The organism is Pseudomonas sp. TE3552, assembly GCF_056278945.1.
Genome location: NZ_JBWBQJ010000001.1, coordinates 3,205,473 through 3,220,291, shown reverse-complemented (window position 1 = coordinate 3,220,291; position 14,819 = coordinate 3,205,473). Strand labels below are relative to the sequence as shown.

Here is a 14,819-nt window from a genome sequence, read left to right as displayed (position 1 = left end):
CTTTGGGTTACGGTTTTGCCTGTTCTTATAACTCTCGGTGATTTGACAAGTAAAGACGTCAAGCGACCATCGGCGTGAGCTTGAAACGCCTCGCGGATGGGAGTACCGTCTGCGCCTTAGAAGGGCACCTTTGGTGGACCTGTGAGTAGGGCAGACGCTCGAAAACGGTGCGGCAGAGAGGCTAGAAAGCGAATCCAGTAGTGTGCGCGGGGTAAAAATGCCCAGCCTGCTACGCCAACCTAATTCTGGCGCCGTTTGCCCACATGCCAAAAACCAGTGCCACGCTGCTGATAATCGATGATGACGAAGTAGTGCGCGCGAGCCTCGCGGCCTACTTGGAAGACAGTGGTTTCAGTGTCCTGCAGGCCAGCAATGGCCAGCAGGGTCTTCAGGTATTCGAGCAAGACAAGCCCGATTTGGTCATCTGCGATCTGCGCATGCCGCAGATGGGCGGACTCGAACTCATTCGCCAGGTCACCGAGCTGTCGCCGCAAACCCCGGTGATCGTGGTATCGGGCGCCGGTGTGATGAACGACGCGGTCGAGGCGCTGCGCCTGGGCGCGGCGGACTACCTGATCAAGCCTCTCGAAGATCTGGCTGTACTCGAGCACTCCGTGCGCCGGGCCCTGGATCGTGCGCGCCTGCTGCTGGAGAACCAGCGCTACCGCGAGAAGCTGGAGAAGGCCAACCGTGAGCTTGAAGCCAGCCTGAACCTGCTCCAGGAAGACCAGAACGCCGGTCGCCAGGTGCAGATGAACATGCTGCCGGTCAGCCCCTGGAGCATCCACGAGTTCCAGTTTGCTCACCAGATCATTCCGTCGCTGTACCTGTCGGGTGATTTCGTCGACTACTTTCGGGTCGACGAGCGTCGGGTAGCGTTCTACCTGGCGGACGTTTCCGGCCATGGCGCCTCTTCAGCCTTCGTCACCGTACTGCTGAAGTTCATGACCACGCGCTTGCTGTTCGAATCCAAGCGCAACGGTACGTTGCCGGAATTCAAGCCTTCAGAAGTCCTTGGTCATATCAACCGGGGGCTGATCAGTTGTAAGCTGGGTAAACACGTCACGATGGTCGGTGGAGTCATCGACGAGGAGACAGGTTTGTTGACCTATAGCATCGGCGGTCATCTGCCGTTGCCTGTGTTGTACACGCCAGACAGTGTTCGTTACCTGGAAGGGCGCGGTCTGCCGGTGGGCCTCTTCAACGAAGCCACCTACGAAGACCACGTACTGGAGCTGCCGCCAGTGTTCAGCCTGACGCTGATGTCTGATGGCATTCTGGACCTTTTGCCAGAACCCACACTCAAAGATAAAGAAGCTGCTTTACCTCAACGGGTGAAAGCGGCGGGCGGCAGCCTGGATGGTCTGCGCCAGGTTTTTGGATTGGCCACGCTAGGGGAGATGCCGGATGATATCGCCCTGTTGGTGTTGAGCAGGAATCTTTAATGAGTACCGGTAGAATCCAGTTCGCCGAGCAGGACGGCACCTTCGTCCTGAAGTTCGTCGGTGAAGTTCGCCTGACCCTGTGTTCGGCGTTGGATGCAACTATTGAGCGGATCTTCACCGCGTTGAATTTCAACGCCATCGTGATCGACCTGACCGAAACCCGCAGCATCGACAGCACCACCCTGGGCCTGTTGGCCAAGTTGTCGATTCTGTCTCGGCAAAAGGTCGGCCTGCTGCCGACCGTCGTCACCACCCACGAAGACATCACCCGTCTGCTGCAGTCCATGGGCTTCGAGCAAGTGTTCAACATCGTTGACCGCCCAATCCCTTGCCCTGAATGCCTGACCGACCTGCCAGACCAGGACCAGTCCGAAGAAGTGGTGCGGGTCAAAGTCCTCGAAGCGCACAAAATCCTCATGGGCCTGAACGACTCCAATCGTGAGGCGTTTCATGACCTGGTGAACGCTCTGGAGCGTCACTGATCTCCTGAAGCCGCTTGGGCCTGACAGGCCCCACCACAAATCCCCTGTGGGAGCGGGCTTGCCCGCGAAAGCGCCATAGCAATCACCACACCTTCCAGGCACAAAGCCCACTACCTAAATTCAACGCAAAAAAAGGGCGAACCCAAGGTTCGCCCTTTTTGCATCCAGCTAACTCAAATCACAGCTTGGCCTGCAACAACGCCTCAAGCTTTTCCTGATCCCGAGCAAACTGACGAATCCCCTCAGCCAGCTTCTCGGTTGCCATCGCATCCTCGTTGGACAACCAACGGAACTGCGCTTCATTCAGGCTCAGACGTGCTTCACCGGCATGCCCCGGTGCCAATTTGCGCTCCAGTTTGCCAGTATCCGCCGCCAGCTTCTCCAGCAGATCCGGGCTGATGGTCAACCGATCACAACCGGCCAACTGCTCGATCTGATTCAGATTACGGAAGCTCGCGCCCATCACTACAGTCTTGTAGTCATTGGCCTTGTAGTAGTTGTAGATACGCGTCACCGACTGCACGCCCGGATCATCCGCGCCGGTGTAGTCGTTGCCGGTGGCCTTCTTGTACCAGTCGTAGATACGGCCCACGAACGGCGAAATCAGGAAAACCCCAGCGTCAGCACAAGCCGCAGCCTGAGCGAAGGAGAACAGCAACGTCAGGTTGGTCTGAATGCCTTCCTTTTCCAGCTTCTCGGCAGCGCGAATGCCTTCCCAGGTCGAAGCGATCTTGATCAGCACGCGGTCACGGCCAACGCCGGCCTTTTCGTACAGGTCGATCAGACGGTGCGCACGCTTCAATACGGCGTCAGTGTCGAACGACAGGCGCGCATCCACCTCGGTGGAAATACGACCCGGTACAACCTTCAGAATCTCTTGCCCTACCGCAACGCCAAAACGGTCACTGGCCAGGCCCACATCGCCCTTGCAGTCGTGAACGCACGCGTTCAGCAACTCGGCATAACCGGGAATGGCCGCCGCTTTGAGCAGCAGGGAAGGGTTGGTGGTAGCGTCCACGGGTTTAACGCGAGCGATTGCTTCGAAGTCGCCGGTGTCGGCAACCACGGTGGTCATTTGTTTGAGTTGTTCCAGCTTGGAAGTCATGGGCGTGCTCTGTCCTATGGGTCTAATGACATTACCCGAGCGCTGACAGCCACTCAAGGGCGCATGTACGTCTCAATGGTCCCGGTGGCAACATCCTGAATGCGGATGTTTGAAAGGCGGGGCGTGGTATCGGTAAATACGATGCTGAAATGGGGGGCAGGTTCAATGGAGGTGACGGTTAGCGTGCCTGACCGGCTTGGGCCATGTCCTCAATGCTTACCGATTTTGCCTGGCCGGTTTGCGTATTAGACCTTTGAGCGCTCGGGCCGAACAAGCGACGGCCACGATTTCAAAGCTGCCATTTTCTAACGAGACAAAACGCGGTCACCGACGCGCGAAGCCTACGAACGAGCAATGGGGGATCAACGCCCCTCCAACAATTCCGCCGCCTGATCCAGCAACGCCAAAGGCTCTTTGGCCTTGTGAATATCCACCGACAACAACTGCCGAAACTTCCTCGCCCCCGGAAATCCGGTGCCCAACCCCAGCACATGCCGAGTGATGTGGTGCATCGACCCTCCCGCCAGCAGATGCTCGGCGATATAGGGACGCAACTGCGCCAGCGCCTCGGCCCGGCTGATCACCGGCGCCGTGCTGCCGAACAGTTGCTGATCCACCTCAGCCATCACATAAGGATTGTGATACGCCTCACGGCCCAGCATCACACCGTCGAACGTCTGCAAATGCTCGTGACAGGCCTCCAGCGTCTTGATCCCGCCGTTGAGAATAATCTCCAACTCCGGAAAATCCGCCTTCAACCGCGCCGCCACGTCATAGCGCAGAGGCGGAATATCGCGGTTCTCCTTCGGCGACAACCCCTCCAGAATCGCAATCCGCGCATGCACCGTAAAACTTGTGCACCCCGCATCCCGAACCGTACCGACGAAATCACACAGCTCCTCGTAACTGTCCCGCCCATTAATCCCGATCCGATGCTTCACCGTCACCGGAATCGACACCGCATCGCGCATCGCCTTCACACAATCAGCCACCAACTGCGGATGCCCCATCAGGCACGCGCCGATCATATTGTTCTGCACCCGATCACTCGGGCAGCCGACATTCAGGTTTACCTCGTCGTAACCGTGTTCCTGGGCCATGCGGGCGCAGGCGGCCAGGTCTAGCGGGACACTGCCGCCGAGTTGCAGGGCGAGCGGGTGTTCGGCTTCGTTGTGACGCAGGAAGCGGTCATGGTCGCCATTAAGGAGCGCGCCGGTGGTGACCATTTCGGTGTAGAGGAGGGCGTGTTTGGAGAGTAGGCGTAGGAAAAAGCGGCAGTGGCGGTCGGTCCAATCCATCATCGGTGCGACGGAAAAGCGGCGGGAGAGTGGGGCGGGTGTGGCGGTGATTAGGGGCATTGGCGTTTCTGGAATGGGTGAGGCTGGGAGGTGGGGGGAGTTTATCAGGATTGGGCTTGCGGGGTTCAGGTGAGTCTAGCGGAGGTAGTCGAGAGAGTGAGCACAGGAACGGGAGGGGGTGAGCGACTTGGCACGAGTAAATAAACATGTCCCCAGTGCAAACGTTATGTTGCACTGTATGGCCATTGGTCAATAACCTTGGATTTTTTTGTAGTCGGCACAGGCGCCAAAGCGAAGGGACTTGCAACGAGAAGCAGTCAATATGCGGACACCCCAGTAAGTTAGTACTGTGTATCCGAATAATTGCTTAGTGAGGTCAAGTACTGAGTAGTAGCTAGATTTTTAAGGTGTACGTTGAGTTCCAATTAATGCCATTGATGCTTGATTTCTTGCCACTGGTTGTCTGACAACCACTTATCTGCAGCCGGAAAGAAAATATTTTCCTCAGCGTCCATATGATCGTAATATTTTTTGATGAAATCATCGATGGTGTCAGCAATTACTCTCGTTTCCTGAATTGTGTCCTCCAACGTCTTCAACTGTCCGGCAATGCGCCCAAATGCTTGATGATCTCGCTCGATATCCTTGACCCGTTGGTGGATCGGTGCCTCAGTCGTTAGCAAGGCCAGCCGAATAAGTTCTTCATTTTCATGGTGATGTCGCTCTGCATCACCATGCAAGGTCTCCAGTATTTTGAACAACGACAGTTTGCAGTCATCATCCCCATCGGATTCATGTCTCATTTTCTTCAGCAATTCTTTGATCTGAGTAATTTTCATGGCCACTTCATGATGATAGGCCTGAAGTTCTTTCAATAAGACATGCATATCAAATCCTCGTCACGACCAAACCATCACAGAAAGATATTTTTTAACCGGTATCCCGAGGGTACCTACACCTTTAAATATCAATACCTTGCGAAACGCGCTTGCCAGTACTATTTAATTTTCAGTATAGGCGAGCACAAGGCTCTCACCTTGGGGAACTTGCCACCCTTGGAAGAAATTGAAATATCAAGCGTATGTTTATATGCGCTATTTGATCTGTCGGCAGCTGCGCTCCTGGTGGGGAGCTGCCAATTGGAGTCATTTTTGAGGGCGCACTCGGCGGCTTCGTCGAGCTTTTTTTATCGAGTGATTCGTATGGGGCGGCAGAATACGTGCAAGCTGAACAAATGCTGTCACTCAGCAATGTTTCATCAAGTTTGGCGGTCTTGCGGCATAGGATGTTTAGGTTGTGTCGCCACGCTTCCAGCCCACAGGAAACTGAAAAATGATCTCGAACCTCTTCAAAGTCGTGCTGATCACCGGTGCTTTGCTCTTGAGCGCTTGCTCGGGTATGAGCACCAGCACGTGTTTTTCAGAAGGGTGCCAATCGTTCGATGGCCATAGCCCCAACAAGGTGAACTTTGGCGGGAGCGCGATTGGCAACAGCTTTAATGAGTACAGCTCGGGGTTGCTGCACGACTAAGGGGTGACGCAGCTGCGAAAACACCTCAGTCGTTGCGTGATCTGTCTCATGCACCGCGGGTTCTGGTTGTGCGACTGCTGCGCAGCCGGACGCAGGCTTCGCCAGCTGCTACACGGAATGTGTCGCGGCGAGCTATTTAGCCTCTGGTATTGCGATCCACTGACCCAGAATTTTCTGGTAATTCCCTGTCACTTTGGCCAGGTGCAGCCACTGATCGACATACAACTTCCAGCTAATGTCGTCGCGCGGCAGCAGGTAGGCCTTCTCGCCATACTGCATGTATTGCGTCGGGTTGACGGCGCACAGGCCCGGTTTGAGTTTCTGTTGGTAGAGCGCTTCCGAGGCGTCGGTGATCATCACGTCGGCTTTCCTATCAAGCAGCTCCTGAAAGATGGTCACGTTGTCGTGAAGCTGCAATTGCGCTTTGGGCAGGAAGGCGTGAACGAAGGCTTCGTTGGTACCGCCGGCTGGTTCGACCAGGCGAACCGAAGGTTGGTTGATTTGTTCGATGCTTTGGTATTTCGCCTGATCTTCGCAGCGCACCAGCGGGATTTTGCCGTCGACATCCAGCGTTGTGCTGAAGAAGGCTTTTTTCTGACGTTCAAGGGTGACGGAGATGCCGCCGACGCCGATGTCGCATTTGCCCGCGAGCATGTCGGGCATCAGGGTTTTCCAGGTGGTCTGGACCCACTCGACCTTCGCCCCCAGGCTGTCGGCCAGTGAGCGGGCCATGGCGATGTCGATGCCTGAGTATTCGCCGTCTTCACCTTTGAAGGTATAGGGTTTGTAGTCGCCTGTGGTGCAAACGCGAAGTTGGCCTTGTTGCAGGACGGTGTCCAGGTGCGAAGGGCTTTGCTCTGCCTGAGCGCCGCAGGATAGAGCCAGCAGGCCACAGAGCATCATTGTGCTTTTTATGGTTTTCATTGTTATCGGGCTTTTGTGATGGAGTGGGTTTCAAGCGGTAGTCAGTGTAGTGAAAGCACTTCTTGACTGTCATCCACCGTCCCAATAGCCCATTCACTCCAGCGCATGATACGTGTCAGGCAAGGCCCGACACGTATCCCTCCACATTAGTGTTTATCCACAAGCCACGGACTTCGAACTCTTAAGATGCGCTTCAATCGAGTTGCTGGCAGAGTGGACTCTTACTCCCTTGAGTTTATCGAGTGGCGGCTCTTTCCAAAGTTTTGATGCGTCGATGGGAAGGATGACCTGTATAGCAGCCCCTTGGGGCGGATCAGCAACAAAATCGAAGTCTTGAATGCCGTCTGGTGGGAACTGAATGTAAATCCGCGGCTCCAGTCTCGGGTTTGTCCATCCACCAGAATTCACCAGGCCAATTGCCGATATGTGTAGCTGCGGCGGGTTTGATTTAAGTAACTTTAACTCGACATCCACCACTTTCATTACTTCAGCCATTTTCGATCTCCTTTCGATAATTGCGCCGCATTTTCACCTTGGCGCTTGGGTGTTGAACCCCATGGCTTGAAATCTGGTGGTTAGACGCTAGTAAAGGACTCTCACCCTGTCCACTGACTGCCTGGCCGGTCATCGGATGCTTCATTCCCTACAGAGCGTCCATCTGCGGACTCAACGTCCCCAACCAGGCCACCAACCCCACAATCACCACCGCAGCCGCTAATTCCACCACCACGCTACGCCGCAACGCATTAGCGGCGACGGCGTATTGCCCATCCCGCAACGACCGCTCCAAAAACGGCCCAAGGTGAAACCTGTTCAACGCGGCAAGCACGAGCATCCCTGCAAACAGCACCACTTTGATAAACAGCAAAACCCCGTAAGTACTGAGAAATACCTCATCCAGTTTCGGCCCAACGATGAACAGATAATTCACCACCCCCGTCACCGTGATGACCACCACGATGACCGCGCCAATCACCTCAAATCGATTAACAGCGCGGGCCAACAACTTGATGCGTTCTTCAGTCTGCAGAGCATTGATCTTGGCCATCAGCACAAACGCTAATAACGCGCCAAGCCATGCCCCAGCCGCCAGCAAGTGCAGAATGTCCACCGAGAAATGCCAAAAACGACGACTGCCTTCATCCATCGCCCCATGCCCGCTCCAAGCCAGGCTGGCGACGGCAACACCGCCGGCAAACGCTGCAATCCATAAACTGAAACCAGAAGCACGGAGCATCACGGCTAAACCCGTGACGACCAGCGCGACAATGCGAACTACCCAAGCCAGCCCGACGTCCGTCTCCAACAGCATCATCTCGATGTGCGGACGCAGCTCGGCGAAGTCCGTTTCACCGCTCATGGCACTCGCCATCATCACCATGCTGGCGACGGACAACATCACACCCAGCACCGCTGTTCCGGCCAATATCGACCGAAACGGCAACACCGCTCCCGACAGCCGTTCCTGTCCTTTAAGGCTGTACAGCCCAAAGAGCGCCACCCCAAACAACAGCAGCAAATCCACATACAAAGCAAAGCGCAGGGCAATGCTGACCGAGTCGCTCATCAATCACTTCACTTTGAACGTAACGTTGCCGGTGATCGGGTGAGTGTCTGAAGACACGGCGCGCCATTCGACTTTGTAGCTGCCGGTGGGCAGTGGCGAGAGCGGGGTGATGAGCATGGTTTTCGGGTCGCTGCCGCCGGAGACTTTGGCTTTCATCGGCATGGGTGAGTGGGCCATGCCGGGCATTTCGGTCATGACCAGTTTGGCGCCGGAGAATTGGGTCATGAGGTTTTCGGAGAAGTGCAGTTCGATGTTGCTGGGCGCTGCGCCGTCCGCGCCTTCAGCCGGGGTGGAGGAGAGCAGTTTCGGGTGGGCTTGAGCCAGTGCGCTCATCAGCAGCCCGGTGGAAAGTGCGATGGCGACAGCGGTGGTTTTGATGGTGCGCATGCAAGGCCTCTTACCGCTTTAAGCGGTTGTTTTTTAGGTTTTTGAGTTGAAGCGTTTAGAACCACAGCCGAACGCCGACAACCAGGCGGGCTTCGCTGCGGTCCTCGCCTTCGTCTGCGGCGTAGTCGGCGGTTTTGCCGTAGGTGCGGTTCCAGGTCACGCCGATGTAGGGCGCGAATTCCCGGCGGATTTCATAGCGCAGGCGCAGGCCGGCTTCGGTGTTCGACAGCCCGGAGCCGATGCCCCGTTGCGGGTCGTTTTTGCCGTAGACGTTAAGCTCGGCGGTCGGCTGCAAGATCAGCCGATTGGTGAGCAGAATGTCGTAGTCACCTTCAAGGCGTGCAGCAGTCTGGCCGCCTTCGCCGATGAAGGCCGTGGCCTCGGCTTCGAAGTTGTACAGCGCCATGCCTTGCAGGCCTAGCGCGGCCCAGGTTTGCGGGGCGCCGGGTTTGAAATCCTGGCGCACGCCAGTCACTACGTCCCACCACGGCGAGATGGCATGGCCCCAGAGGGCCTGGATTTCGGCGTCTTCGGTCTTGCCGTTGACGCGTTCGCCTTCGGAACGAATCCACAGGCGATCGATGTCGCCGCCGATCCAGCCGGACAAATCCCAGGCCAGGGCGCTGCCGTCGTCGGCGTCCTGCCATTCGAGTTTGTCGGCGAGCAAGTAATAGTTGAGCACGCTGTCATGCACGCTGTGGCCAGCGGGGCTGACATACACGGCGGCGCGGTCGGCGTCGGTCAATGCCGGGATCGGCGTGCGGCTTTGGGTGGGCGCGGCGGGCTGCATCTGGCCGTCGTCCATGCTCTGCATTTGGCTGTGATCCATGCCCTGCATCTGGCTGTGATCCATGCCCTGCATCTGGCTGTGATCCATGTTCTGCATGCCGTCGGTAGCGGCCATCGCCGAAGAAACCGTGAGGCCAGCGAGCGCCAAGGCGAGGCCGGTAGAGCGATTCAGTCTGGTCATGGGTAGCGCCTCATTCTTCCACGCGAACTTCACGGAACATGCCCATTTCCATGTGGTACAGGAGATGGCAGTGATAGGCCCAGCGGCCGAGCGCATCGGCGGTGACCCGATAGCTGCGCCTTGAGCCGGGCGGCATGTCGATGGTGTGTTTGCGCACCATGAACTGGCCGTTCTCGTCTTCGAGGTCGCTCCACATGCCGTGCAAATGAATGGGGTGAGTCATCATCGTGTCGTTGACCAGCACCACCCGAACCCGCTCGCCGTATTTGAGTCGCAGCGGCTCAGCGTCGGAGAACTTCACGCCGTTGAACGACCAGGCGAACTTCTCCATGTGGCCGGTCAGGTGCAGTTCGATAGTGCGGCCGGGCTCGCGGCCGTCCGGGTCTTCGAATGTGCTGCGCAGGTCGGAGTAGGTCAGCACACGGCGGCCGTTGTTGCGCAGGCCTATGCCCGGGTCGTCGAGTTTTGGCGTGGTGGTCATGGCTTGCATGTCCACCAGCGGGTTGTCTTTTTCCGTGTCGGGATGGGATTGCATACCGGCCATACCGGCCATGCTGCTGTGATCCATTCCGGCCATGCTGTCCATGCCCTGCATGTCGCCGCCGTCCATGCCCTGCATGTCACCACCGTTCATGCCTTGCATGGCATCGTGGTCCATCCCCGCCATGTCACCGCCCATGCTGCCGTGATCCATCCCGCCCATGCCCATGTCATCCATGGTCACCAGCGGCCGCGGATCCAGCGGCGGAACAGTCGCCGTCAATCCGGCTTTTACCGCAAGGGTGCCTCGCGCATATCCCGTACGGTCCATCGACTGCGCGAACAGGGTGTAGGCGTCCTGGGTCGGCTCGACGATCACATCGAACGTCTCCGCCACCGCGATGCGGAATTCGTCGACGCTCACCGGTTTGACGTGCAGGCCATCGGCCGCGACCACGGTCATTTTCAAACCCGGAATACGCACGTCGAAATAGGTCATGGCGGAGCCGTTGATAAACCGCAACCGCAACTTTTCGCCAGGGCGAAACAGGCCGGTCCAGTTCATGTTCGGTGCCTGGCCGTTCATCAAGAAGGTGTAAGTGGCGCCGCTGACGTCGGCCAGGTCAGTGGGGTTCATCTTCATCTCGGCCCACATCTTGCGATCGGCGACCGTCGAGCCCCAGCCTTTCTCACTGACGTCGTGGATGAAATCGCCCACGGTGCGCTTGTGGTAGTTGTAGTAGTCGGACTGTTTTTTCAGCGTCTTCATCAGGCTGACCGCGTTTTCGTCGGTCCAGTCGGTGAGCATCACCACGTAGTCGCGGTCGTACAGGAAAGGCTCCGGCTCCTTGGCGTCGATCACCAATGGTCCATACACCCCGGATTGTTCCTGAAGCCCCGAATGGCTGTGGTACCAGTAAGTGCCGTTCTGCCGGACCTTGAACTGGTAAACGTACATGCCATCCGGTTCGATCCCATGAAAGCTCAGGCCCGGCACGCCGTCCATGTTGGCCGGCAGCAAAATGCCGTGCCAGTGAATGGAAGTGCTGTCCTTGAGTTTGTTTTTCACCCGCAGCGTGACGGTGTCGCCTTCACGCCAGCGCAGCAGGGGGCCGGGAATGCCGCCGTTGATGGTCATTGCGGTGCGGGGGTTGCCGGTGATGTTGACCGGGGTTTCGCCGATAAACAGGTCGAAGTCGGTACCGGCCAGCACATTCGGTTCGCCGGGGCTGGTGACCGCCCAGACCGGCGTGCGCCACAGCCCGAGGCCAGCGAGCACTCCGCCAGCGGCCAGGCCCTTCACAAAGGTGCGTCTTGAGGTGTTGGAATGCATGCCGTTTTATCCCGTCCGTCAGCCTGATGAAGCCCTCAGGTCCATCCTGAGCGGAAGGAAGAGAACTCAATGGGGAAGGAGGCTAACGGGCGGTGCCTTTCAGCAGGCTGAGGCCAGGATTACAGTTTTGACAGTTTCACACGGTGTTCAAGGACTGCTATTGGACCTGGACGAATCCGCCACGGTGGCGTTACCGCAATTGATATACGAAGAAGACTTCAACCAACGCTGATCCGGGTAGTAAGAAAATAACAACTGCCCATCCTTCATCGAGTCGATCAGCCGATGTGCAATTGCGGGTCTCACCGCCGGGCAGCCGAGACTTCTGCCAATCCGGCCATTGGCCCGCGCCAGGGCAGGGCTGACGTAAGGCGCGCCGTGAATGACGATCGCCCGTTCGAAGGCGTTGTCGTTAAAACCCGGTTCCAGACCTTCCATGCGCAGCGAATAACCGTTCTGCCCGACGTAGCTGGATTGGGTGCGGTACAAACCCAGGCTGGTGGCGTAGCTGGCATTCTGATTGGAGAACTGGCTGGCCATGTTCTCGCCACTGTTGCGACCGTGGGCGACCAGTTCATGGAACAACAATTTGCGTTGTTTAAGGTCGAATACCCAAAGACGTTGTACGGTCGAGGGCAGGGAATAATCGATCACTGCGAGTCTCTGCACCGGGGACGTGCCTTGGGCCCGGCTGCATTGGGAGGCGCGAACGGCCAGGGCAATGACTTTGGCGTTGGCATCGGGGGCCGCTTTGACCAAGGCAGCTTCAAGCGAATCGGCGTAGGCTGCCGGTAATGTAAAAAAAGCAGTCAGCAGCAGGGCCGTCATTAAGCAGCCAAAGCGGTGTGGGGCCATATGCAAGTCTCATCTGAATATTTCGAGTCTAGCAGCGCGCACGACGCTAGCCGGTTCAAAACGGGAGATTAAGGATTATCCATGGGGCAGTTAACAAGGTTATTCGTCATAAGCCGCATATTTTTTATGGGCTTTCTGATAAGCGGCACGGCGATCGCACAAACTTCGCCGATTGAGCCGGTATCTCCCATTAGCCCTGCGGCTGAAGCGGCACCTGGCGATTATGTTGGCCAAGCGATTCAGGCGGAGTTGGCGCCATTGAGTTCGGCGTTTCCGCCGCTGCTCACCTCGCCACGTCATCAACGGGTCGATGTGAACCGAGTAGTGCTGGATTTTTATAGCCATCGTGGCTATCGCGCCGCCTGGACGGACGATGACGATGTCGCCCAGTTGTTGAAAAGCCTGGGCGATACCCAGGCCGATGGCCTGAACCCCGCGGATTTCCGGATCGCCGAGTTGGCCGAGGCCCGCGCATTGATGCAGACAACCACCCCAACCCCTGGGCAACGGGCAGCCTTTGATCTCTCCGCCACCCGAACGTTCATCACGGCCCTGCTGCAGTTGCGGCGCGGCAAGGTCGACCCTTCGCGGTTGGACATCCACTGGAACTTCGACCCCGCTGGCGTCGATCCTCGGGAGGACGTCAATAAATTTTTTGCCGCCCTCGACAGCCATGACATCGCGCGCGCTTTCGCCCAGGCACCGCCACAAGAAGCGGTTTATGGCACATTGCGGCAGGGCTTGGCGCAACTGCGCAAGGTTCGCGACCGGGGCGGCTGGCCAAAGATCCCGGAAGCGCAGACGCTCAGACCCGGCATGGACGACGCCTCGGTCGCTCTATTGCGAGCCCGTCTGGCGGCGGGCGGTTATCTCGCCACGTCAGTGACTGCTCGCACCGACTACGACGACGCCGTCACCGCGGCGGTGAAGAAGTTTCAGACCGAGCAATACCTTGGGGCGGACGGTGTAGCGGGGCCGGCGACGCTCGCGGAGCTGAATGTGTCGGTCGAGGCGCGAATCGATCAAGTGCGGGTGAACATGGAACGGGCGCGGTGGCTGCTGTACAAGCTTCAGGGCACCTTTGTCGTTGTCGATATCGCCGGGTATAAAGTCGCGTTCTATCGCGATGGCAAACCGATCTGGCGCTCACGGGTGCAGGTCGGTAAGCCGTTTCGCAGCACGCCGATTTTTCAATCCGCGATCACCTACGTCACGTTCAACCCCACCTGGACCGTGCCACCGACGATTCTGCTCAAGGACATGCTGCCGAAGATTCGCGACAATCCTGGCTACCTTGAGGCAAGCCGGATTCGCGTGATCGATCGAGAAGGCAATGTGCTCGATCCGTCCACTGTCGATTGGGATAACCCGCGCGGCCTTACCTTGCGGCAGGATGCGGGGGCGGATAACTCGCTGGGCCAGGTGGTGATTCGTTTTCCCAATGACTATTCGATTTATCTGCACGACACGCCGCATCGAGAGTTGTTCGCGAAATCCAACCGCGCGACCAGCTCCGGCTGTATTCGGGTAGAAAACCCGCTGCAATTGGTGGAGCTGTTGTTCAACGATCCGGTTCACTGGAACAGCGAAGGGATTCAAAAGCAGTTAGCCAACGGCAAGACAGAGAACATCAGGCTCCCGGTGAAAGTGCCGGTGCTGTTGGCCTACTGGACGGTGGACCTGAGTCTTGATGGGCGCGTGACATTCAAGCCCGATGTGTATGGCTATGACTCCCCGGTATTGCGGGCGTTGAATCGGCCTTCGGAGCGGCCGGCGCTGGACGGGAGGCGAGAGGCGCCTCCCTCGGTAGCGGCGGAGCAGAGCAATTTGTAGGCCTTAAAGCCCCAAGCCTTCTTGCACGGCCAGCAGCAAATTGTGTTCCGTCAGCGCGATCGCATCCGGTTGTTGTCCGGATTGCTCGATTGCCTGAAGCCACCACTGCGTCTCGCCGTGTTCGCTCACGGTTCGCAACAGGGCGAGTTCCTTGCCTGTGGAGTGGATTTCGACTCGCCCGGCGCCGTCGGTGGTGAAGCGGGCGACGGGGTCGAAGCTGATGCTGTGGTGGTTACCTTCGATCAGCAATTGGTCGATGGCGTAGTCGTAAGTCGCCCCGTCCGGGGCACTCTCGAACACGTGAGTGGAGTTGCGCCGTAGTTTCAGACCCACCTCGATCAGTGGCTGTAGCCAGGTTTCGATCTGGTGATACAAGTCGTAGACCTGGCCCGGCCAACTGTCGATCGCCTGATCGGCGATGGTCGCATCGGCACTGGTTTGCCGGGATTGTTTCAGCTTCTCGGCGAGCTCGTCTGCTTTACTCATTTCGATTTCCTGTCGTGATGTCAGTTAATCGTAGCTCCTTCAAGGTCATGCGGTTTTGCCTTGCGTCATACGATTGAAACGCCTGCGGTCCTTAGGGATAAATGCCAGTCACTACAAAAGAGTG

The 14,819-nt window shown here is 57.5% G+C and carries 15 protein-coding genes; 4 read left to right on the top strand and 11 right to left on the bottom strand.

The features are described from left to right. Positions 1–263 precede the first annotated feature (263 nt). Entirely contained in the window at positions 264–1,445 is a 1,182-nt protein-coding gene (gene rssB / locus ACZ9BB_RS14375; protein ID WP_095633094.1) for a two-component system response regulator RssB, read from the top strand. Further along, positions 1,445–1,927 (top strand): anti-sigma factor antagonist RssC, encoded by a 483-nt coding sequence (rssC, locus tag ACZ9BB_RS14370; protein ID WP_007897104.1) that lies wholly within the window; start codon positions 1,445–1,447, stop codon positions 1,925–1,927. The genes rssB and rssC overlap by 1 nt, the downstream gene beginning before the upstream one ends. 178 nt (positions 1,928–2,105) lie before the next feature. On the opposite strand, the gene tal is transcribed toward rssC, so the two are convergent. The 3 genes from tal to ACZ9BB_RS14355 form a co-directional block, all read right to left on the bottom strand. Then, the gene (tal, locus tag ACZ9BB_RS14365) at positions 2,106–3,032 is read right to left on the bottom strand and encodes a transaldolase (RefSeq protein ID WP_476214346.1); all 927 of its coding nucleotides are present in this window, start codon (positions 3,030–3,032) and stop codon (positions 2,106–2,108) included. 362 nt (positions 3,033–3,394) lie between these two features. After that, positions 3,395–4,390, bottom strand: a complete 996-nt coding sequence (gene dusA, locus ACZ9BB_RS14360; RefSeq protein WP_476214345.1) for a tRNA dihydrouridine(20/20a) synthase DusA — start codon at positions 4,388–4,390, stop codon at positions 3,395–3,397. 365 nt (positions 4,391–4,755) lie between these two features. Then, complete coding sequence (locus ACZ9BB_RS14355; RefSeq protein ID WP_476214344.1) at positions 4,756–5,217, bottom strand: hemerythrin domain-containing protein; 462 nt, start codon at positions 5,215–5,217, stop codon at positions 4,756–4,758. Positions 5,218–5,662: 445 nt separating this feature from the next. Between ACZ9BB_RS14355 and ACZ9BB_RS14350 the strand changes: the two genes are divergently transcribed. Next, positions 5,663–5,860 (top strand): hypothetical protein, encoded by a 198-nt coding sequence (locus ACZ9BB_RS14350; RefSeq protein ID WP_476214343.1) that lies wholly within the window; start codon positions 5,663–5,665, stop codon positions 5,858–5,860. Between the two features lie 132 nt (positions 5,861–5,992). Here the strand turns inward: ACZ9BB_RS14350 and ACZ9BB_RS14345 are convergent, their stop codons facing one another. The 7 genes from ACZ9BB_RS14345 to ACZ9BB_RS14315 all read right to left on the bottom strand — a co-directional run bounded on the left by ACZ9BB_RS14345 (position 5,993) and on the right by ACZ9BB_RS14315 (position 12,376). Beyond that, a complete protein-coding gene (locus ACZ9BB_RS14345; protein WP_476214342.1) occupies positions 5,993–6,784 on the bottom strand; it encodes a transporter substrate-binding domain-containing protein in 792 nt (263 codons plus the stop codon). A gap of 153 nt (positions 6,785–6,937) precedes the next feature. Next, the gene (locus ACZ9BB_RS14340) at positions 6,938–7,279 is read right to left on the bottom strand and encodes a hypothetical protein (protein WP_192343299.1); all 342 of its coding nucleotides are present in this window, start codon (positions 7,277–7,279) and stop codon (positions 6,938–6,940) included. A 148-nt stretch (positions 7,280–7,427) separates the two neighbouring features. Further along, on the bottom strand, positions 7,428–8,351 hold the full coding sequence (copD, locus tag ACZ9BB_RS14335) for a copper homeostasis membrane protein CopD (protein ID WP_476214341.1): 924 nt from the start codon (positions 8,349–8,351) through the stop codon (positions 7,428–7,430). A 3-nt stretch (positions 8,352–8,354) separates the two neighbouring features. Further along, the gene (gene copC, locus ACZ9BB_RS14330) at positions 8,355–8,738 is read right to left on the bottom strand and encodes a copper homeostasis periplasmic binding protein CopC (protein ID WP_476214340.1); all 384 of its coding nucleotides are present in this window, start codon (positions 8,736–8,738) and stop codon (positions 8,355–8,357) included. Between the two features lie 55 nt (positions 8,739–8,793). After that, entirely contained in the window at positions 8,794–9,708 is a 915-nt protein-coding gene (locus tag ACZ9BB_RS14325) for a copper resistance protein B (protein ID WP_476214339.1), read from the bottom strand. A gap of 10 nt (positions 9,709–9,718) precedes the next feature. After that, entirely contained in the window at positions 9,719–11,521 is a 1,803-nt protein-coding gene (locus ACZ9BB_RS14320; RefSeq protein WP_476214338.1) for a copper resistance system multicopper oxidase, read from the bottom strand. A gap of 147 nt (positions 11,522–11,668) precedes the next feature. Next, a complete protein-coding gene (locus tag ACZ9BB_RS14315) occupies positions 11,669–12,376 on the bottom strand; it encodes a murein L,D-transpeptidase catalytic domain family protein (protein ID WP_476214337.1) in 708 nt (235 codons plus the stop codon). Between the two features lie 81 nt (positions 12,377–12,457). Here ACZ9BB_RS14315 and ACZ9BB_RS14310 point away from each other — a divergent pair, with 81 nt between their 5' ends. Then, on the top strand, positions 12,458–14,209 hold the full coding sequence (locus ACZ9BB_RS14310) for a L,D-transpeptidase family protein (RefSeq protein WP_476214336.1): 1,752 nt from the start codon (positions 12,458–12,460) through the stop codon (positions 14,207–14,209). A gap of 3 nt (positions 14,210–14,212) precedes the next feature. On the opposite strand, the gene ACZ9BB_RS14305 is transcribed toward ACZ9BB_RS14310, so the two are convergent. Beyond that, on the bottom strand, positions 14,213–14,695 hold the full coding sequence (locus ACZ9BB_RS14305; protein ID WP_476214335.1) for a hypothetical protein: 483 nt from the start codon (positions 14,693–14,695) through the stop codon (positions 14,213–14,215). Positions 14,696–14,819 lie beyond the last annotated feature (124 nt).

Excerpts from the sequence above, each read along its gene's own strand:
- ACZ9BB_RS14315 (WP_476214337.1), bottom strand. The coding sequence starts at position 12,376 with ATGGCCCCACACCGCTTTGGCTGCTTAATGACGGCCCTGCTGCTGACT.
- copC (WP_476214340.1), bottom strand. The coding sequence starts at position 8,738 with ATGCGCACCATCAAAACCACCGCTGTCGCCATCGCACTTTCCACCGGG.
- ACZ9BB_RS14325 (WP_476214339.1), bottom strand. The coding sequence starts at position 9,708 with ATGACCAGACTGAATCGCTCTACCGGCCTCGCCTTGGCGCTCGCTGGC.
- ACZ9BB_RS14345 (WP_476214342.1), bottom strand. The coding sequence starts at position 6,784 with ATGAAAACCATAAAAAGCACAATGATGCTCTGTGGCCTGCTGGCTCTA.
- tal (WP_476214346.1), bottom strand. The coding sequence starts at position 3,032 with ATGACTTCCAAGCTGGAACAACTCAAACAAATGACCACCGTGGTTGCC.
- copD (WP_476214341.1), bottom strand. The coding sequence starts at position 8,351 with ATGAGCGACTCGGTCAGCATTGCCCTGCGCTTTGCTTTGTATGTGGAT.
- ACZ9BB_RS14340 (WP_192343299.1), bottom strand. The coding sequence starts at position 7,279 with ATGGCTGAAGTAATGAAAGTGGTGGATGTCGAGTTAAAGTTACTTAAA.
- rssB (WP_095633094.1), top strand. The coding sequence starts at position 264 with ATGCCAAAAACCAGTGCCACGCTGCTGATAATCGATGATGACGAAGTA.
- dusA (WP_476214345.1), bottom strand. The coding sequence starts at position 4,390 with ATGCCCCTAATCACCGCCACACCCGCCCCACTCTCCCGCCGCTTTTCC.
- ACZ9BB_RS14310 (WP_476214336.1), top strand. The coding sequence starts at position 12,458 with ATGGGGCAGTTAACAAGGTTATTCGTCATAAGCCGCATATTTTTTATG.
- ACZ9BB_RS14305 (WP_476214335.1), bottom strand. The coding sequence starts at position 14,695 with ATGAGTAAAGCAGACGAGCTCGCCGAGAAGCTGAAACAATCCCGGCAA.
- ACZ9BB_RS14350 (WP_476214343.1), top strand. The coding sequence starts at position 5,663 with ATGATCTCGAACCTCTTCAAAGTCGTGCTGATCACCGGTGCTTTGCTC.
- ACZ9BB_RS14355 (WP_476214344.1), bottom strand. The coding sequence starts at position 5,217 with ATGCATGTCTTATTGAAAGAACTTCAGGCCTATCATCATGAAGTGGCC.
- ACZ9BB_RS14320 (WP_476214338.1), bottom strand. The coding sequence starts at position 11,521 with ATGCATTCCAACACCTCAAGACGCACCTTTGTGAAGGGCCTGGCCGCT.
- rssC (WP_007897104.1), top strand. The coding sequence starts at position 1,445 with ATGAGTACCGGTAGAATCCAGTTCGCCGAGCAGGACGGCACCTTCGTC.